Genomic DNA, 19,844 nt, shown 5'->3' on the forward strand with positions numbered 1-19,844 from the left:
AGCCCTATTCTTGGGCCTCAGCGATGATAGGCTCAAAAGTTGAGGCTAGAATGCTAGGCGTGATTGGTCCGGCAAACCGAAAAATAATCGTCCCGTCCCCGTCAATCACATAAGTTTCTGGCACCCCGGCCACCCCCCACTCAAGAGCAGTTCTCGCATTGGGATCAGCGCCAAGCGCTTCGTAGGGATTACCAAGTTCATCCAAAAATGCCAGTGCATCCGCAGGATCGTCTTTGTAGTTGATGCCATAAATCGGCACGCCGTCTTCGCGCAGTTGTTCTAATTGAGCGTGCTCAGCGCGACATGGCGCGCACCAGCTGGCCCAAAAATTTACCAACTTCACACCCGGTGCCATCAAATCGTCCGACGTAAAAGTATTACCTTGTAGGTCGGACAAAAACAACGCTGGGGCGGCGCCACCTTGGCGTGCTGACGCAGTATCCTCGTTGCCGCCTAAGCCGAACGCCAATACGCCAACCAACCCGGCAAAAACAACCGGCGGTGCGAGCATCATAAGATTGAGTTTAGCCATCAGATTTACGTCTTTCTTCGATTTCCAAAAGCGCACGGCGGGCGCGGCGAGCCTGAAGGATGCTAACACCCACTAACAGGAAAATAAGGATCAAGCTGACTCCATAGGCCATACTGACCTCAACGGTGTACTTCCCTAAATCGGGCATCAGGCCAACCTCTCTCTCACCAACAACGCCTGCAAGCGGCGTTTACGAATTTCAGTACGGGTACGCAGTAGAACCAATGCGATGAATAGCGCGACAAATCCCGCCATACACAGGTACGCAGGCAAATAATAACTGCTATGAATGTTGGTTTCACGATCCACAGAAAAGGTGGCGCCCTGATGCAATCCTTGGTTCCAAAAATTCACCGCATAGCGACTTAGAACTGCGAAAACAGATCCAACCAAACACAAAACAGAAGTGAGATCAGCAGCGGTATCGGGATTTTCTACCGACGCCCACATCGCGATATAACCGAGGTAAAACAAAAACAGGATAAGAAACGAGGTAAGACGCGGATCCCACGCCCACCACGTACCCCACATGGGCTGTCCCCAAACCGCGCCCGTGACCAATGCGATCAGCGTCATGACCATGCCGATTGGTGCCGCTGCTTTGGCCGCAAGCGCAGAGACATGGTGGCGGCGGATCAACCAGATCAACGACGTCACCAACATCATAAACCAAGCATTAATAGCCATAAGCGCAGCTGGCACATGCAAAAAGATGATCTTAACAGTGGAGCCCTGCCGGTAATCGTCTGCGGTAAAGAAGAAACCCCACACTAATCCAACCGTCAACATAACAGCCGAGCTGACGGCAAAAATCGGCAGCAGCCAACCTGACGTCTGCATAAATTTCTTCGGATTTGCGTATTCCCAGAGTGACATGTCGCCCTATCTATGGTCGTTTATTTTACTCTGCAATGATCCAAATCATCGCAGGTTGATGCGAATAACCCAAGCCGCGGCAAAAGGTAAGAGCGCAAGTGACGCAAGCGTAATTCCAGCGAGCATAAGCAGCGGCGTTGTGCCATCAAGACCATCAGCCCCCCGACGCGCCGCCTCGGCTCCGAAAATAAGTGTCGGCACGTAAAGGGGAAGCACTAAGAGCGATAGCAACAATCCTCCGCGCTTTAGCCCCACAGTTAAGGCTGCGCCAAAGGCGCCGATAATAGACAGCGCAGGTGTGCCGACCAGCAACGTAATCACGACCCAACCATAAGCCCCACCCGGCAAATTTAGGAGAACACCCAGCATCGGGGCAACGATCACCAAAGGCACGCTTGTTACAACCCAATGTGCAAGGGCCTTTATCACGACGACAGCCTCAAGCGGGATCGGCGCAGTCGCAAGCAAATCAAGCGATCCATCTTCGTAATCCAGTGCCAACAAACGATCGAGCGATAATAGACACGACAGCAATGCACCAACCCACAGAATACCCGGTGCAATCGTTGCTAATATCTCGCTTTCGGGGCCAACCCCAAACGGTACCAAAACCACAACAATTAAAAAGAACGCAACACCAAGCCCAAACCCACCGCCAGCACGTGTGGCTTGCCGCAGGTCGCGTAGAAACAGCGCAATCATAGAAAGGCCCCGTCTTGATCATCGTCGAACCCAGACAGATCCGTAGCTTGCGTTCTAGGGCGTGCACGATAAGGGGTTAAATCCAATACTTCTGCCTTGAGGCCCAAATCAATATGGCTCGCGATCAAAGCGCAGCCCCCATTATCACAATGGGTACGCACTGCATTTGCAAACAAAGCCACACTCGCCGCATCAAGCGAGACAGTCGGTTCATCCAAAATCCAAACAGGCCGCCCCGTCACCAACAGGCGAGCCAATCCAAGACGGCGTTTTTGCCCCGCCGAAAGATTTTGTGCCTGACGGGCTGTCAGGTTTTCCAGATCGAAGGTGCTTAGTGCTGTCGAAATATCCGTTGTGCCATAAATCGCCGCCCAAAACTGGAGGTTCTCAACCACGGTTAGTGTCGCCTTTAATCCATCTGCATGCGCCCCATAGGCTATCTGATCTATGGCGAGATTGCTGGTTCCAGCTTGCGCTGGCTGTAGTCCAGCAAGGGTCCGCAACAGCGTCGTTTTACCAATGCCATTTGGCCCTCGCAACGCGATGACCTGACCAGATGAGAGCGAAAAACTCACATTTTCCAACACTGGTACACCAGCCCGCGTACAGCACAGATCGGAGACCTGAAATTGCATCAGCTCACCGGCAATAAGGCAATTGCAACGCGGCGACCTTCAGAGACCAATACATTAAACGTTCGGCACGCAGACGGACTCGACATTGGTTCTAGTCCCAAACCCGTCGCTTCCACCGCTTCTTTGAGCGCTTTGGGTGGGTAAGCAATTTCATCACCTGTACCGATGAACAGCACATCTATCTCATCAACCAGCCCACAAAGTGGCCCATGATCTTCGACACCGCCCCAGGGTAGAACACCTGTTGGCGTAACGATGATCGGCCCTTCAAAAACTTCGCCACCCACGCGAAAAAAGCCCGAACCATAACCATCAACTGGTCGCGCGTCAGAATAGATTATTTCGCTGAACTGCATATCAACACCTCTCAGTCAAACAGTGGCAAGCCAGATAACGCGGATGCCAAGATGATTAGATAAGCCACCGCACGATAAATGCGTCCGAATCCGGGGCGGAATATCCATGCCCCTAACATGCTCGCGACCATATTTGGCACCACCAAGATAAGGCCGATCCATAATGCAGATGGAACCAAATGACCACTCAGCTGTAATACTGCAATCATGACAAAGTCAGACAAAAGCAAAAACAAGAGAGTGTTGGCGCGAATAACTTCGATTGGGTTTGGGCTCGACATATAAAGAAAAATAACGGGCGGACCCGGTAACCCAACACTGCCGCCCAGAAACCCACTTATCCCACCGGTGGCATAAATCATTTTCCGGCTCAATAAGCCTCTGTAACGTATTCCGCCAACCAACATGATCAACAGTCCAATACAAATAGCAGAAATGCCGTAGCGAAATGCCTCTGCCGGAATGAGGGATAGGGTTAAGACGCCAAGTGGAAGAAAAACAACCATCCCAACACCAAGCCTTAAGACATCTTTTGGATGCCCCTCGCGCATAGCACGCGGGACCAAAACCATAGGCCCCATCACGTCAAAAACGATCAGCGTGGTAAGGGTTTCAAACGGGCTAAGCACTTGGCTCGCCATCGGTAGATACACCATAGCCGCGCCAAAACCGGAAAACCCTCGAACGAACCCCGCCATCATCGTGGCGAACAGCAATAAACCAAAGCCGTCCGCCGCGATGATAGACATGATGGAATCAGGCATCTATGTCGCCAAACTGATTGCCAGTATTCGCGACAGCTTTGGACCAATCCCGCTTTACGCCGAAGCGCAAAAGAATAGTAGAGGCAACAAAGACCGAGGAATAAGTTCCGATCACAACACCAAGGATCATCGCAAATACAAAGCCCCGGATCACATCGCCGCCCAGAACAATCAATGCAAAAAGTGCCAACAGCGTAGTCACAGATGTCATAACGGTTCGGCTTAGGGTTTCGTTGATCGACAGGTTTAAAACATCCCTAAGGTCCATTTTTTTGTATTTGCGAAGGTTTTCGCGCACCCGGTCAAACACAACCACGGTATCGTTCAGGGAATACCCAACAATCGTCAGCAATGCCGCAATGATCGCCAAATCAAATTTGATCTGAAGGATGCTAAACACCCCAATTGTGATGACAACATCGTGTACCAACGCAGCAACTGCACCGAGGCTGAACTGCCATTCGAACCGTAGCCAAATGTAAATCAGAACGGCACCAATTGCCAAGATTACAGCGATGACAGCCGTTTGAACCAACTCCCCCGACACCTTTGGACCAACTGATTCAACCGCAGTAAAATCTAGGGTCGGATCAACAGTTTCAAGTGCGGTCTCGACTGCGGTCACCGTTTCAGGACTTACCGCTTCAGCACCTTCTTGCGCTTCAATCCGGATTTGCGTCACGTTCTGATCTGGTTTCGCGGGGTCAGTTACTTCGGTGATGGACACATCACCAAGCTGCAGCGGTTCTAACGCCAGACGGTAGGCAGAAACATCCACGGTTTGCTCAGCTTGTGTTCGGAAGGTCGTACCGCCTCTGAAATCAATGCCGTAATTCAAACCGACCAAAACAAACACCACAACAGATGCAATCATTGCCAAAGCAGAGCCGCCAAAGCTGAACTTCGTTTTGCCAAAGAAGTTCAATTTTGTTCCTTCAGGAACAAGCTTTATCCCTTTGATCAAAAGCGATTTTGGGCGTTTGCGCTCATACCAGATGATCAACATCAAACGTGTGAGATAGATTGCGGTAAAGACCGATGTAATAATCCCAAGGCCAAGCGTAATCGCAAAACCACGAACTGGGCCAGAGCCCATAACAAACAAGATAACCGCTGTGATAAACGTCGTAACGTTGGCGTCCAAGATCGCTGAAAGCGCCTTTTCATAGCCAAGTTCAATCGCGCGAGCGGGATTTTTTGCAGCACGCAGTTCTTCGCGAATACGTTCAAAGATCAGCACGTTCGCATCAACCGCCATACCGATGGTCAATACAATTCCTGCAATCCCTGGCAGGGTCAATGTCGCGCCAATCATGCTGAGCAGGCCAAAGATCAGACCAACGTTGATCACAAGCGCGATATTGGCAAACAGACCAAAGGTTGTATAGCTCATCAACATAAAGATCAAAACAGCAGCAAACGCGACGATACACGCCAGTTTACCCGCATCGATGCTGTCTTGGCCCAATTCCGGGCCAATGGTGCGTTCTTCGACAAAGGTTAGCTCAGCCGGCAAAGCGCCCGCTCGCAACAACACCGCAAGATCTGTTGAACTCTCAACAGTGAAGTTCCCAGTAATTTGGCCAGATCCACCTGTAATTGGTTGGTTAATTTGCGGGGCCGTGACAACCTCGCCGTCCAGCACGGAAGCGAACAAAGATCCAACATTTTCAGAAGTATATACGCCAAACTTACGTGCGCCAGATACGTTAAAGCGGAAGTTAACTGCAGGGCGTCCGTTCTGGTCAAACGCGGGCTGCGCATCAACCAACTCCTCGCCTGTTAAAACAGGTGTTTCTTCGACGATGTAATAAACACCCTCTTCTTCGATATCAGGCAAGATGATGTTGCCGATACCTGCTCGCGCTGCAGCATCGCTAGTGCGTCCAACAACAGGGTGGAAGCTCAGCTGAGCGGTGGTACCGATAAGCTCCTTCAGTTCCTGTGCGGAACCGATACCTGGAACTTGGATCAGGATACGATCTTCGCCTTGGCGCTGAATGGTGGGTTCGCGTGTGCCAACCTCATCCACACGGCGGCGAATAATTTCAATCGACTGCTGCATTGTGCGTTCGTCAGTGGCGAGTTGCTCTTCTTCTGACAGCTCAATCGTCAGAATATCCCCTTCGCCTGTGACGACAATATCCTGTGCGCCGATGTTAGAAATGGACACGATAGGTCGCGACAAACCTTCAACAATTTCAAGCGCTTGCGACAAACCTTCGGGTTGCGAAATCCGTACGCGCAGCTGGCCTTCGGGGCTGTCGACCCGGCGGATGGTGCCGACGGTATCGCGGGCGTCGCGCAGGGTATCGCGCACTTCGCCCCACATCGCTTTGACGCGCGTGTCATAGACTTGTTCGACCTGCACTTCAGCGAGCAAATGCGCACCGCCACGCAGGTCAAGCCCGAGGTTCACCAGCCCGCTGGGCAACCAGCTGGGCCAGAGCGCCTCATCCGCCAAAAGTTGCGGACTATCCCCTTCGACCAAGATCAGCTCAGCGGCGTCATTTGAAGTTTCAACCCGCGTGTAAAACGCATTGGGCAGAGCCATAAGAAGACCAGCAAGGCAGAGCGCCCAAATCGTGGCCCGCTTCCAGAAGGGGATTTGCAACATGTAATTTTGACCGATATTATAAAGGGTTAAGCGGCAGGTTCGGTTTTGCTCACAACTTGTGCGATGGTTGATTGAACAACACGAACGGTCACACCTTGGGCAAGTTCGACTTCAACTTCGTTGGCATCTTTGACCTTGGTCACTTTGCCAATCAGGCCGCCTTGGGTGACAACTTCGTCGCCGCGACGCAGACCTGTAACCATCGCCTGATGGGCCTTCATTTTCTTTTGCTGAGGACGGATCAGAAGGAAATACATGATCCCGAAAATCAGAACCGGAAAGAGTAGTTGCTCCACGTGGGTGCTCCCTTGGTTGTGAGTGGGGGTTGCCCCCACAGAATTAGACTGGCGCACCCTATATGTGGCTTTAGAAATTGGCAAGCAAGGGGTGAAAAGCGGCGTATGGGAACTATGCAGCAAGTATGCAGTTTTTATATGGTTTTTATGCATACGATTTGCAGAAGGGTTTAAAACACGCACCGGTTGCAATTTTCGCGGATATGGCGAAAGTGGGGGCAGATTTGAGTAACCGAGAGTGCGATGAATTTTATTACCCCGACCGATGATGGCATTAGCATCAACCTCCCCGTGAACGGATTGCAGCTAGAGCTGTTTGCAGTGTTCCTAATGTTGGTCGCGCTGAGCTTTGCTGTGATGGCATTGCCGAAGGTCGCCCGCACCCTACCCCGGCTTCATGACGGGACAATGGCGAACATCGGGTTGTGGCTCGGACTATTGCTGGCCGGATGTTTTGCCGCTGTCGCGCTATATGAATTTGTGAGCGTGGTGTTTCGGATACCGCCCTATGGCGAAAATACCGACCACGCCGCCGCCATCCGCAACATCGGCCTGTTCACCGCTGCCATTTTCGGCGCCCCCTTCATCGCATGGCGCGCAATTGTCGCCGCAAAACAGGTGGAAGTTGCAGAGCAGAGCCATATTACGGATCAACTAGCTAAGGCGATTGAAGCAATAGGCGCAACGCGAGTCATCAGAAAACAGCGCAAAAACCGAAACGATACTCTCCAATTCGAAGATGACGCGAATGGGGACACGGATTTTAAAAAACCTATTTTCGAAGAAATCACTGAACCGAATTTGGAAGTGCGTATAGGCGGCCTTTATGCACTGGAACGGATTGCTCAAGACAGCGAACGTGATCACATTCAAATCATGGAAATTCTGTGCGCCTACATCCGAGAAAACTCTCCCGCGCCAAATTTGGAATCCATCGAAGAACAATCCGCGCACCCCATACCACGATTGGATATTCAAACTGCGGCTACCATTATATCCCGCCGTTCTCAAAAACGCATTCGGCTTGAATGGCAAAACCGCTTCAGGTTAAATCTTACCAAATCCAACCTTGCGGGAGTTGATTTTTCAAAGGGTAATTTGTCAGCGGCTATGTTTCGCGAGTGCTACCTTGAAGAAACAAGCTTCCAAAAAGCCAATCTCGAAGGCACTCAATTTGACCGATCACACATGAACAACTCTGATTTCATGAGGGCCAAGTTAAAGGGCACACGTTTCAATAATTGTTCGATGAAACAATCAAAACCCTTTAGCCGAGGGTTAGCCCTCGCGGAGATTCACAGTATTTTCGTCGATAGAGCCAAAATGGAACACTCTCACTTAAATTTACTTGATTTCCAATCTAACATTACGTTTGGCTCACCAGATACGTCACTGGGCAGACCCTTTTCATACCGTCAAAAAGACTACTTAGATCTTAGAGAGGAGCTATATCTTGGCGGACTTACGTTGGAAGAAAAAGCAGAATTACGAAACAGTGGTTTTAGGTATTGGTCACCACTTACATCAGGTAATCGAAAAGCTGGAGCATACCTTATGGAATTTTGTGAAAATTACGGCCTAACGTATTGGCCTCATGTCGAATAACCCTGCCTCTTACACCCCACCCGAAAATACGCCATAACGCACCTATCTGATTCACTTTGACCAAGGACCTTACCGATGCATGACATCAAGTACATCCGTGAAAACCCAGACGCATTTGACGCAGCCATGGCGCGCCGTGGGCTTTCTGATGTCTCGTCTCAGGTTCTCGCGATTGATGAGGCGCGCCGCGCCAAGATCGCAGCCGCCGAAGCCGCCCAAGCGGACCGCAACGCCGCCTCTAAAAACGTAGGCGCTGCAAAGGCCAAAGGCGACGACGCCGAATTTGAACGTCTGCGCGCGCTCGTCAGCGAAAAGAAAGACGAAATTGCCCGGCTCGACGAAGAGGCAAAGGCGGAGGATGCGCGTTTGCGTGATCTGTTGCTTGGCCTGCCGAACCTGATGTACGACGATGTGCCTGCCGGCGCAGACGAAGACGACAACGTCGAAATCCGCACTTGGGGCACCCCGCGCGAATTTTCCTTTGCGCCCAAAGAACATTACGACATTCAAGCCACGGCAAAGGGGCTTGATTTTGAAACGGCGGCCAAATTGTCAGGCGCGCGGTTTGTCGTGATGAAGGGGGCCGTGGCCCGTTTGCACCGTGCCTTGGCGCAGTTCATGTTGGACCTGCACACCGACGAACACGGGCTGAGCGAAACCATCACCCCGGTTTTGGTGCGCGAAGAGGCAATGTATGGCACCAACCAGCTGCCAAAATTCGCCGAGGACAGCTACCAAACCACCAACGGCTGGTGGTTGATCCCAACCTCTGAGGTGACGCTGACCAACACCGTGTCTGGCGATATTGTGGATGAGGCTGCGCTGCCCATCCGCATGACAGCGCATTCCCAGTGTTTCCGTTCTGAGGCTGGAAGTGCCGGCAAAGACACCGCCGGGATGCTGCGCCAGCACCAGTTCGAAAAGGTTGAAATGGTGTCCATCGTGCATCCTGACGCCTCTGACGCCGAACACACACGCATGACGGGCTGTGCTGAGGCTGTGCTGGAGCGGTTGAACATCCCGTATCGCACGGTTTTGCTGTGCTCTGGTGATACTGGCTTTGGCGCGCGCCGCACTCACGATATAGAGGCGTGGTTGCCCGGCCAAAACACCTACCGCGAAATCAGCTCTGTTTCGACCTGCGGTGATTTCCAAGCCCGCCGCATGAACGCGCGTTTCCGTCCGACCGAAGGTGGAAAACCCGAATTTGTGCATACGCTGAATGGGTCTGGGCTGGCGGTGGGGCGTTGCCTGATTGCAGTTTTGGAAAATGGCCAAGAAGAAGACGGTTCCGTCACCATCCCCGAAGCCCTGCGCGGCCACATGGGCGGCAAATCAAAAATCACCCCCGACGGTGAATTGGTTTAACTCTATATAGGTTAGGTTCAGGGGGCTTCGGCCCCCTTTTCATTTGGTTTGGTGTCTGGATGTTTTCCAAAAAGAACATTTTCCTATTCGCACTTCTATATCCAACCCGCCTATTGGCAGAGATTTGCGATAAAATGTTTCCGAGCTTGCCTCACACCGCTGGGCCAATAACCCAAATTGAATTCTTGATACGGTCCATGCTGTCGCCCGTCGGTCTCGTGATTGTCGTGATGACCCTATTGTCGGTGTTCACGCGGCACATCTGGATACCGTTTCTAGCGTCAGCTTGTGCCGGATTTCTAGCCTTTGTGCATTGGACCGATTACACCGCTCCCGACAGCATTTATCAACTTGCCATCAACGAAGGTTGCAGGGCTGCGCCTCACGTCCTTGTCTCGTTGCTATCGATTGGTTCAGTCGCGCTGATAGGGCTTGGGGGATATCGCCTAGTTCGGCAATTTATCCGGTTGTGGGCTTTCAATCGCACATTCTGATGTGATCAAACCGCATCCTGTCCGTTACACCGAAACTACTCCCGCCACGACGACTAGTTGCTTGCTGCGAGTTTCGCCCCTAAAAACCCAAAAGTCCCCGCAAAGCAGCGTTTTATCCACCTCATGACTGATGGCCGGCGAATAACATAATCTCGCGCAATGGCGGCAAATGCGCCGTAAAGGATGAAGACCGCAAATGTCATCGCCATGAAGACGGCAACCAACCCGATCAGCGATCCGGTCGCATTGGTTATGGTTGGCGACACAAATTGTGGCAAAAACGCCAAAAAGAAAAGTGATAGCTTTGGGTTCAACACGTTGAGCAAAATACCTGTTGTCGCGATTTTCAACAATCCGGTTTGGTCTTTGCTTTCGGACACTTCCATAACCGCTTCATCCCGAAGAATTTTCCATGCCATATAAAATAGATAAGCTACACCCAAAAATTTTATCACCTGAAAGGCCAAGGCGCTTGCATGAAGAAGTGTGGCCAAACCAACAATGCTGGCCAAGGCGGCAGGAACAATACCGACCGTGCAACCCAAAGCAGCAGCAATACTTGCTTTGAACCCACGGCCCAATCCGATGGCGAGCGTATAAATTACACCCGTTCCAGGCAGCAGAACAACGACTAAGGATGTGAGCAAAAACTCTAATGACACGAAGAACACTCCTAAAGTGCTCTCATGTTTGCGTGATTAGCAATACCCCGTCAACACCTGCTGGTTGGGCGCTGCCAATCTAAGGGCTGGGTTGCAAATTTTCCATCCCCTTTGCAACCTGCGGCAATCCCAAAAACAGCGAGGCACCCGATGGGTGCCTCTCAATTTACTTATATCATTTTTCGCCGTGGGGCCGTTTATCGAGGTGCTTGCGCAACCGGGACGGCGTGGCTTTTTTGCGGTCTTTATAGGGGTTATCCTGACTGCGCATATAAAGCCGGATCGGTGTCCCCGGCATATCAAAGCTTTCGCGTAACCCGTTGACCAGATAGCGAGAATAGCTTTCGGGGAGCTTTTCAGGGTTGGAACACATCACCACAAATCCCGGCGGCCGTGTTTTGGCTTGGGTCATGTAGCGCAGTTTGATCCGACGACCAGAGGGTGCGGGGGGCGGGTGCGCCTCCATCATACCAATGAGCCAACGGTTCAGGCGGGCGGTAGACACACGGCGGTTCCACACATCATGCGCCCGGATAATTGCCTCATAAAGGCGTTCCATGCCACGACCGGTTTTAGCGGAAACCGTGATCAGCGGCGCACCCTTAAGCTGCGGCAGAAGACGGGTAAATGCTTCTTTTAGCTCTTTGAGCTTCTCTTGCTTTTCACCCTCAATATCCCATTTGTTCACTGCGACAACGACCGCACGCCCTTCGCGTTCAGCCAAATCAGCGATGCGCAAATCCTGTTGTTCAAACGGGATGGCGGCGTCAAGCATCACCACGACAACCTCAGCGAACTTTACCGCACGCAGACCATCAGCAACGGATAGCTTTTCGAGTTTTTCCTGCACCTTTGCTTTTTTTCGCATTCCTGCTGTATCGAAGATACGCACAGGGGTATCGTTCCAATCAAAAGTCAGCGAAATCGCGTCGCGCGTGATGCCTGCTTCTGGCCCAGTCAACAGGCGGTCTTCACCAACAATCTGATTGATCAGAGTTGATTTACCCGCATTCGGGCGGCCAACAACAGCGATCTGCAACGGTTTACCAGCGGTGAAGTCGCGAGACTTCCCATCCAGTTCAGTCTCTTCTTCGGTGAGATCAACTTCGACGTCAGGCACAAATTCGGCTGCTTTGGCTTCGTAGGCATCCGCCAAAGGCAACAGCATGGAATAGAGATCTTCCAAGCCTTCGCCATGTTCAGCAGAAATGCGTAACGGCTCGCCAAGACCCAAAGAAAACGCGTCGAAATACCCGACGTCGCCTGCTTTGCCTTCGGCTTTGTTTGCTGCCACGATGACGTTGCTGTTTTTCTTGCGTAAAATATCAGCAAACATCTGATCGGTGGCCAATATACCTTCGCGCGCGTCGATCATAAAGAGGCAGATGTCAGCCATTTCAACAGCGCGTTCAGACAGGCGCCGCATCCGGCCCTGAAGGCTTTCGTCGGTGGCATCTTCTAGCCCGGCGGTATCAATCACAGTAAAGCGCAGATCGCCCAGCTTTGCCTCGCCTTCGCGCAAATCACGCGTGACCCCTGGCTGGTCATCAACCAAAGCCAGACGTTTGCCCACAAGGCGGTTAAACAATGTCGATTTGCCCACATTGGGGCGCCCGACGATGGCGAGGGTAAAGCTCATCCCACACTCCTAAACGGAAATAAGGCAGGTTCCCCTGCCCCAAGTCCAAAATCCATATGGCGCAACGACGCCCAAGGGCAGCGCGATACACCAATTTTACGGCAACGGAAAGCCCTTAACGATAGGCCAGCAATTGCCCATTGCTATTCACCACATAAAGCGTGCCATTGGCGATCGCTGGATTGGTGGTTGCGCCACGTGGCAAATCAACGGTTTCAACCAACGTTCCGTCCACGGGATCAAAAATGCGGATCACACCATCGCTAGACGGTACGATCACCCGCCCGCCTGCAACGATTGGGCCATAGTGGGCGTAAATCCCTTTCCGGCGGCGTTCACGGCGGTTTTCAAAATACGGCAGTGGAATTGCCCAGATGGTTTCGCCCGTATCAGCATCCAAACGCATCAGTTGCGATTCGTCTGAAACCATAAAGATAGAACCGCCTTCAGGCCAAACGGGGCTGAGAGTGCCTTCGTTTGCCGTCCAAATCCGGCTACCGTTTGTTAGATTGATCGCAGCCAAACGGCCTGATGAGTTCCCAACATAAAGGCGGCCATTGTTGATCACAGGATCACCCGTGACATCAGAGATATCTGCGTAAGCCCGACCACGTCGTTGCCCAGCAACGCTGGCGTTCCAAACACGGATACCACCCTGCGGCAGGCTCGCCACAACATCACCTGAACCATAAGGGAAGATCGCTACATTTCCAGCAACAGCTGGACCCGCGCCACCTTCAACGTTGGCAGAGCTGGGCGCACCCGGCAATTCCCAACGCACACGGCCATTGTCGATATTCACAGCCCAAGCGCGGCCATCACGTGACATCGTGTAAATGATATCACCAACGATTGTCGGGGCACCTGTTGCAGGGGCATCTAGACGCTGGTTCCAGTTTTCATCACCCGTTGCCGCATCAATAGAAAAGAGTTGTCCGTACCCTGTCGTCGCAGCCAAGACGCCATCAACCACCGCAAGGCCACCGCTGGAAGCGTTCGGATTGCGATCAAACGCCGGGGTTAGATCACGTGACCATCTGATTTCGCCAGTAGCCGCATCAACAGCAGACACCACTGAACGAGAATCCATTGTGAACACCAACCCACCAGAAACAACCGGATCAGCCGTCACGCGGAAACGGCGGCTGTCGCCAGATCCGATATTGGTAGACCAAACCTGTGCGAGAGAGGTTCCCAACGCTGGATGCGTCACGTGGTGTTGGGCCGATCCGTTACGATGTGTCCATTCAGAGATATTCTGGGGCGCGGGTAGATCAATTGGCACAGCCAGATTCGCGGCTGCTTCTTCTGCGATTTCATCTTGCCGTGTTGCGTCGGACGGTTCAACCGCCACAGTGCCGTCGCGAATATCCAGCCGCTCCCCTTCGAGGATCAGCTCTCTGTTTCCACAACCAGCCAAGATGGCAATCAAAACCAGACTAGTGGCACATTGGTTCAGATTCACTGTGTTGCCCCTTATGTTCTTATCAACTGGCCTCGAAGACCAGTATTTCTATTTCACACCAATCTTGCGAACACCCAGCCTTAGGCTGCTTCTGGCGTTCCACCCAAGGCAACAATCAACGCTTGTGCACGCCGACGCAAGCCCGACGTCACTTCGGTGTCTGACGAGATGGCAATAAGCCGCGCAATAGCCGCCTCTGTTTCGCCCGCATTCACTTCGATCAGTGCAATTTGTTCCTCTGCAAGCAGACGGAATGGCGCGCCGGGAGCTGAAATTCCTGACAACGCAGCCAGACGATCCTCAGCAGGAAGCAAATCCGCGCCTACGATAGATCGCTTCAAAATGGCCAAATCTCTGTAAACCTCAGGAATTTCCTGATTTGCAGCAATTGCGTCAAGGCGGTCAACGGCCCCTTGAAGGTTGCCATCAGTGGTATCACCGGCCGCAATCAACATATCCAACACCGCCGCATTGTCAGCCGTTGTTGGAATAGCCGCCAATGCCGCACTACGCCCGCTTACATCTTCGGCCTCGAGTGCTGTGAAAATTTGGTCACCCAACGATTCTGCTGCTGCACGCTGAGTAGATTTATACCACTCGTTCGCTGCTGCTCCGCCGACAAGCCCGACAATGACAATCGCCCCAATCCAACCATAACGTTTCAACATGTGGAACATGCGGTCGCGGCGGACCTCTTCTGTCACTTCTTCGATAAAACTGTCGGTGTTACTCACACGAGCCTCCAGAACGAATTTCTTTGCGCATTCTCTTACCCCGGAAACACAGTGCTTGCCAAGGGCGCTCGCGGCTTGAACCTTTGTTCCTGCAACGCTAAACTAAACAAGTTAGTTCACGAATGACGATTTTAGGTTGTAACAGGCGCAGACTGCGCTACATCATTTCAAAGCTATAATGCGATTGAGGGTCTCCATGCGTTTGTTTCCGTTCCTTACTGCCCTGTTGGTTTCAGCTGTACTTTACGGCCTGATCATGGAGCGCGATACGTTGTTTGCGCTTGCCTCTGGGCAAAGCATGGCGTCTGAATCAACATTGGAAGAGGGGCAATCAGATCCTTCATCTAACGAAGCCCTAGCAACAGCCCCCCAAGCGGAAACGGGTATTTCCGTTGTCGCCTTACGTTCGACCGCGCAAGTTGTTGATAGCGCCGTAGAATTACGCGGCCAAACCGAGGCTGACCGTCAGGTCGAAGTGCGTTCGGAAACGGCCGGATTGGTTCAATCCCATCCCATCCGCAAAGGCGCCGAGGTAGAAGCCGGCCAATTGCTATGTCAGATTAGCCCAGGTACACGCGCCGCTCAATTGGCTGAGGCCAATGCACGTTTAGCCGAAGCACAAATTAACTTCACCGCAGCCGAAAGCTTGGCCGAAGATGGATATGCTTCAGAAACACGTGCAGTCACCGCGCGCGCAAACCTTCAAGCCGCAGAAGCTGGTGTTGAAGCCGCACAAACAGAGCTAAGCCGCCTCGAAATTCGTGCCCCGTTTTCTGGAATTTTGGAGACCGACACAGCCGAAATCGGGTCTCTTCTTCAACCCGGAGGATTGTGTGCAACTGTTATTCAGTTGAACCCAATCAAGCTGGTAGGTTTTGTACCCGAAATTGATGTGAACCACGTAACCGTTGGGGCAGCCGCCCGGGCAACTTTAGCCACCGGACAAAGCGTTGAGGGTGAAGTCACCTTTCTGTCACGCGCAGCTGACACCCTGACACGGACCTTCCGCGTTGAAATCGCAGTGCCCAACGAAGATTTAGAAATCCGGGATGGTCAAACAGCCCGCATCACCATCGCATCAGAAGGTCAAACAGCACATCTATTGCCGCAATCGGCCCTGACGTTGAATAACGAAGGTACTCTTGGCGTTCGCTTGGTGGGCGCGCAAGATCGCACTGTTTTTGCCCCCGTCGTGTTTCTCCGGGATTCAGTTGAGGGTGTATGGCTTGCCGGATTGCCTGAGCAGGCTTCGGTCCTTGTAAGGGGGCAGGAATATGTCACCGATGGTGTTTTACTTGATGTCACTTATCTTGAGGCGGATCAATGATTGGCTTGGTAGATTGGGCTGCTGAACGCGCCCGAATGGTTTTGGCCTTTATCGTGCTCTCGCTTACTGCGGGGGCGTTGGCCTATGTGACCCTCCCCAAAGAAGGTGAGCCGGATATCGAAATTCCGGCTCTTTTCATATCAGTTCAGTTTCCCGGCATTTCCGCAGAAGATTCTGAAAGCCTGCTGGTTCAACCCATGGAAACGGAACTGTCTGATCTAGATGGTTTAAAATCCATGTCCGCAGTTGCGTCTGAAAACTATGCAGGCGTCGCGCTAGAATTTGAGTTTGGTTGGAACAAAAGCGAAATCATGGCCGACGTGCGTGAACGCATGAGCACGGTCGAGGGCCAGTTCCCTGAAGGGGCCGAAAACTACACAATCACTGAAATCAACTTTTCTGAGTTTCCAATCGTTATTGTTAGCCTAACAGGCGACGTCCCAGAGCGGACCTTGCGCCGCGTCGCCGAGGATTTACAGGATCGGCTCGAAGCGTTGGAACCCGTTTTAGAGGCCGGGCTTGCCGGGCACCGCGAAGAGATGGTCGAAGTGATCATCGACCCCCTGCGTCTGGAAGCCTACAACGTTACAGCACAAGAATTAATCTCAGTCGTCGTCAACAACAATCAGTTGATCGCAGCAGGCGAAATCGATTCTCCCCAAGGGGCGTTTTCGGTAAAAATACCCGCGTCCTTTGACACACCGCAGGATATCTATGCCCTGCCCGTCAAAACCAATGGTGATCGCGTTGTGACCTTGGGCGACCTTGCTGAAATTCGGCTGACCTTTCAAGATCGCGAAGGGACTGCCCGTTTTAACGGCGAAAACACTGTTGCGTTGCAGGTTGTAAAGCGCCGCGGCTTTAATATCATCGACACCGCAAATTTGGTGCGTGAAGAAATAGAAGCCGTTCGTGCAACTTGGCCTGAAGAACTGCAACAAGCTGTGGCGATCACAACATCAAACGACCAGTCCCGTACCGTCGAAAGCATGGTGAAACAGTTAGAAGGGTCCGTGTTGACCGCGATTGCATTGGTGATGATCGTGATACTGGCCACCCTTGGTGCGCGCTCTGCGCTGTTGGTCGGCTTTGCTATTCCCACATCATTTTTGCTGTGCTTTGTCTTACTCACCTTGATGGGCGTAACCGTATCCAACATCGTTATGTTTGGACTGATCCTCGCAGTGGGGATGTTGGTTGACGGGGCGATTGTGGTCGTCGAGTACGCAGATCGGCGCATTCAAGAGGGCGTTGGCCCGATGCACGCCTACGTTGAGGCTGCAAAGCGGATGTTTTGGCCAATCATATCCTCTACTGCAACCACGCTTTGCGCCTTCCTACCTATGTTGTTTTGGCCGGGTGTTCCCGGTGAGTTTATGGGAATGTTGCCAGTCACGTTGATCTTTGTTTTATCGGCTTCCTTAGTTGTTGCGTTGATCTACCTGCCCGTTATGGGTGGGGTGTCGGGGCGTATTTCCCGGTTCTTAGATCGCAGCTCTGACCACTTGCGCACCCATCACTGGCTGTTTCGCCTGATCTTAGTTCCGCCGTCGCTTGCCTTAGTGGTTTTGGGCATGTTGCAGACCATCAACCCAGAATATCTGTTTGGAGCCGGTGCGAGTGTTGGTATTCTTCCCGGGGCTCTTATTTTCTTCTTCGGTTGTTTCGCGACCTCTGTCACCGTCGGAGCTGCTAAACCGCAGTTTCGCGAAAAACGGATCAAAGCCGGCTACCGACGGAATGCTTTTGGCCATTTGATTCATTTTTTGGTCGGCAATCCCATTATGCCTATTGTGGCTATTGTCGCTGTTGGCGCCTTTGTCATGGTGACATTCAAAACCTTTGGCGAAAACAACAATGGCGTTGAATTTTTCGTCGAAAGCGAACCAGAGCAGGCCGTCGTTTATGTGCTGCAACGCGGTAACCTATCCCTTACGGAAAAAGACGCTGCTGTACGCGCGGTTGAGGAAATCGCCCAGAGTATTGAAGGCATCGAAAGCATCTTTGCCTTTGCTGGCGAAGGTGGCTTGAATTCCAACACAGGTGGGGCATCCCCCCCGCTGGACAGTGTTGGGCAGGTACAAATCGAACTTACGCCATGGGCTGACCGTGCCCATGACCCTGAATTGGACGGTGATCTGATATTGGCAGAGCTAGAAGCACAGCTTGCGACTTTGCCCGGTATTCGAACAGAAATTCTAAACCTGAGCCGCGGCCCTGCCTCTGGTAAACCCGTGCATTTGCGTCTGCTGGGCTCTGATTTTGACGCCCTTCAGCAGGCCACACGGATTGTGCGCGATCGTTTTGACACCACTCCGGGCTTGGCGGATATCGAAGACACATTACCCCTGCCCGGTATAGACTGGCAAATTCGCGTAGACGTTGAACAGGCCGGCCGGTATGGGGCGAATGTTGCCACCGTTGGCGGCATGGTCCAGCTCGTGACACGCGGGTTATTGCTGGACACCATGCGTGTTGACAGTTCAGACGAAGAGATCGAAATTCGCGTACGCCTCCCTGAGGAAGACAGGGTGCTTAGTACGCTAGACACGCTGAAAGTGCGCACGCTTGAGGGACTGGTGCCTCTCTCCAATTTCATCACACGTGAACCGGTTCCTAAACTCGGTCAGATTGACCGCGACAGCCAGCGCCGCTTTTTCGATGTGAAAGCTGCGCTCGAAAGTGATCTCGTTTCCGTTGAAGACATGCAAACCGGTGACATTACGATCGTAGCCGCCGATTTGCTAAGAGCTGAACCAGATACTGAAACCGCAGCGTGGCATGCTGCAACCTCTTTGCGCAGTGCAATTGCAGAAGGGGATGCCACCGCGACCCCTATCACCGCCAATGAACGTATCGAGACACTCACCACATGGCTTAGCACCGAAGCAGAGCTTCCGGGCGGTGTCAGCTGGGAGTGGACCGGCGATCAAGAAGACCAAGCTGAATCTGGCGCCTTTTTGCAAAGTGCGTTCATGGGTGCGCTTGGGCTGATGTTCATTATTTTGTTGGCCCAGTTCAACAGCATATACAACTCCGTTCTGGTGCTGCTTGCCGTTATTCTTTCCACTGCTGGTGTGTTGATTGGGATGCTTGTCATGGATCAGGCCTTTTCGATTATCATGACGGGTACAGGGATCGTTGCGCTGGCCGGTATTGTGGTGAACAATAATATTGTTCTGATCGACACCTATCAGGAATACAGCCAATACATGCCCCGGATAGAGGCAATCACGCGTACCGCACAGGCCCGCATCAGACCGGTATTGCTGACGACAATTACCACGATGGCAGGCCTCGCTCCGATGATGTTTGGCTTGTCGTTGGACTTTGGCAATGGCGGTTACACCATCGACAGCCCAACAGCGCTTTGGTGGAAACAACTTGCAACGGCTGTTGTGTTTGGGCTTGGCATTGCGACAGTGCTTACGCTGATTTTTACCCCGTCGATGCTGGCCTTACGCGTTTGGGTCTCTATGGGGTCTTACCGCATCTTCCGCGGCATCAGCGCGCTTTCAATGGGGCGCAACAGCCGGGAGGCTCAGGATCTTTCCCTTGGAAAGACCGCTCGGAAACTCGCATCCCCTCTGTTGCTGTGGGATACGGAAACGGACGCCCAAAAGCTTGCAAAGGCCCAAGCAGCCAAAGAAGAACTTGAGACCAAGGTTTCCACCCTGGAAACTGAAGTCGAAACATTGGAAGAAACGTTTCAGCGGCCAGACGACCCAGGCCCTGTTAAAGCGGCAGAATAGAGCAAAACGGCGCGTTCAGC

Annotated in this window: 17 protein-coding genes; 4 read left to right on the forward strand and 13 right to left on the reverse strand. The window is 52.4% G+C overall.

All coding sequences use genetic code 11. From position 1 onward, the window contains the following. Window positions 1-4: 4 nt before the first annotated feature. From G9C99_RS03630 to yajC, 9 genes are read right to left on the reverse strand one after another with little or no spacing between them, the layout of a single operon-like run. Window positions 5-532, reverse strand: coding sequence for a DsbE family thiol:disulfide interchange protein (locus G9C99_RS03630; protein WP_166416066.1), 528 nt, complete (start codon window positions 530-532; stop codon window positions 5-7). Then, window positions 525-680, reverse strand: coding sequence for a heme exporter protein CcmD (ccmD, locus tag G9C99_RS03635; protein ID WP_331459964.1), 156 nt, complete (start codon window positions 678-680; stop codon window positions 525-527). Before ccmD ends, G9C99_RS03630 begins: the two co-directional genes overlap by 8 nt. Then, complete coding sequence (locus G9C99_RS03640) at window positions 680-1,408, reverse strand: heme ABC transporter permease (protein ID WP_166416067.1); 729 nt, start codon at window positions 1,406-1,408, stop codon at window positions 680-682. Before G9C99_RS03640 ends, ccmD begins: the two co-directional genes overlap by 1 nt. A 45-nt stretch (window positions 1,409-1,453) precedes the next feature. Next, window positions 1,454-2,110 (reverse strand): heme exporter protein CcmB, encoded by a 657-nt coding sequence (gene ccmB, locus G9C99_RS03645; RefSeq protein ID WP_166416068.1) that lies wholly within the window; start codon window positions 2,108-2,110, stop codon window positions 1,454-1,456. Beyond that, window positions 2,107-2,745 carry a heme ABC exporter ATP-binding protein CcmA gene (ccmA, locus tag G9C99_RS03650; protein ID WP_166416069.1) on the reverse strand — a complete coding sequence of 213 codons (639 nt, stop codon included), beginning with the start codon at window positions 2,743-2,745 and terminating at the stop codon, window positions 2,107-2,109. The genes ccmB and ccmA overlap by 4 nt, the downstream gene beginning before the upstream one ends. Then, window positions 2,745-3,101 (reverse strand): Mth938-like domain-containing protein, encoded by a 357-nt coding sequence (locus tag G9C99_RS03655; RefSeq protein ID WP_166416070.1) that lies wholly within the window; start codon window positions 3,099-3,101, stop codon window positions 2,745-2,747. Before G9C99_RS03655 ends, ccmA begins: the two co-directional genes overlap by 1 nt. Window positions 3,102-3,112: 11 nt before the next feature. After that, window positions 3,113-3,865: a sulfite exporter TauE/SafE family protein gene (locus tag G9C99_RS03660; protein WP_166416071.1), complete on the reverse strand. Its 753-nt coding sequence runs from the start codon at window positions 3,863-3,865 to the stop codon at window positions 3,113-3,115. Further along, entirely contained in the window at window positions 3,858-6,482 is a 2,625-nt protein-coding gene (gene secD / locus G9C99_RS03665; protein WP_166416072.1) for a protein translocase subunit SecD, read from the reverse strand. The genes G9C99_RS03660 and secD overlap by 8 nt, the downstream gene beginning before the upstream one ends. A gap of 26 nt (window positions 6,483-6,508) precedes the next feature. After that, window positions 6,509-6,778 carry a preprotein translocase subunit YajC gene (yajC, locus tag G9C99_RS18400; RefSeq protein ID WP_331459965.1) on the reverse strand — a complete coding sequence of 90 codons (270 nt, stop codon included), beginning with the start codon at window positions 6,776-6,778 and terminating at the stop codon, window positions 6,509-6,511. A 243-nt stretch (window positions 6,779-7,021) separates the two neighbouring features. Here yajC and G9C99_RS03675 point away from each other — a divergent pair, with 243 nt between their 5' ends. Together G9C99_RS03675 and serS are read left to right on the forward strand one after the other, a co-directional pair. Further along, the gene (locus G9C99_RS03675; protein ID WP_166416074.1) at window positions 7,022-8,383 is read left to right on the forward strand and encodes a pentapeptide repeat-containing protein; all 1,362 of its coding nucleotides are present in this window, start codon (window positions 7,022-7,024) and stop codon (window positions 8,381-8,383) included. A 75-nt stretch (window positions 8,384-8,458) separates the two neighbouring features. Further along, on the forward strand, window positions 8,459-9,751 hold the full coding sequence (gene serS, locus G9C99_RS03680) for a serine--tRNA ligase (RefSeq protein ID WP_166416075.1): 1,293 nt from the start codon (window positions 8,459-8,461) through the stop codon (window positions 9,749-9,751). Window positions 9,752-10,298: 547 nt separating this feature from the next. Here the strand turns inward: serS and G9C99_RS03685 are convergent. From G9C99_RS03685 to G9C99_RS03700, 4 genes are all read right to left on the reverse strand, one after another. Continuing rightward, entirely contained in the window at window positions 10,299-10,907 is a 609-nt protein-coding gene (locus G9C99_RS03685; protein ID WP_166416076.1) for a LysE family translocator, read from the reverse strand. A 175-nt stretch (window positions 10,908-11,082) separates the two neighbouring features. After that, complete coding sequence (gene der / locus G9C99_RS03690) at window positions 11,083-12,546, reverse strand: ribosome biogenesis GTPase Der (protein ID WP_166416077.1); 1,464 nt, start codon at window positions 12,544-12,546, stop codon at window positions 11,083-11,085. 115 nt (window positions 12,547-12,661) lie between these two features. Beyond that, on the reverse strand, window positions 12,662-14,011 hold the full coding sequence (locus G9C99_RS03695) for a PQQ-like beta-propeller repeat protein (RefSeq protein WP_331459966.1): 1,350 nt from the start codon (window positions 14,009-14,011) through the stop codon (window positions 12,662-12,664). An 80-nt stretch (window positions 14,012-14,091) separates the two neighbouring features. Then, window positions 14,092-14,745, reverse strand: a complete 654-nt coding sequence (locus G9C99_RS03700) for a hypothetical protein (protein ID WP_166416078.1) — start codon at window positions 14,743-14,745, stop codon at window positions 14,092-14,094. A 196-nt stretch (window positions 14,746-14,941) separates the two neighbouring features. Between G9C99_RS03700 and G9C99_RS03705 the strand changes: the two genes are divergently transcribed. Together G9C99_RS03705 and G9C99_RS03710 are read left to right on the forward strand one after the other, a co-directional pair. Beyond that, window positions 14,942-16,072, forward strand: a complete 1,131-nt coding sequence (locus G9C99_RS03705) for an efflux RND transporter periplasmic adaptor subunit (RefSeq protein WP_166416079.1) — start codon at window positions 14,942-14,944, stop codon at window positions 16,070-16,072. After that, window positions 16,069-19,824, forward strand: coding sequence for an efflux RND transporter permease subunit (locus G9C99_RS03710; protein WP_166416080.1), 3,756 nt, complete (start codon window positions 16,069-16,071; stop codon window positions 19,822-19,824). The genes G9C99_RS03705 and G9C99_RS03710 overlap by 4 nt, the downstream gene beginning before the upstream one ends. Window positions 19,825-19,844: the final 20 nt, after the last annotated feature.

This window comes from Cochlodiniinecator piscidefendens (assembly GCF_011326755.1).
Lineage (GTDB): Bacteria > Pseudomonadota > Alphaproteobacteria > Rhodobacterales > Rhodobacteraceae > Cochlodiniinecator > Cochlodiniinecator piscidefendens.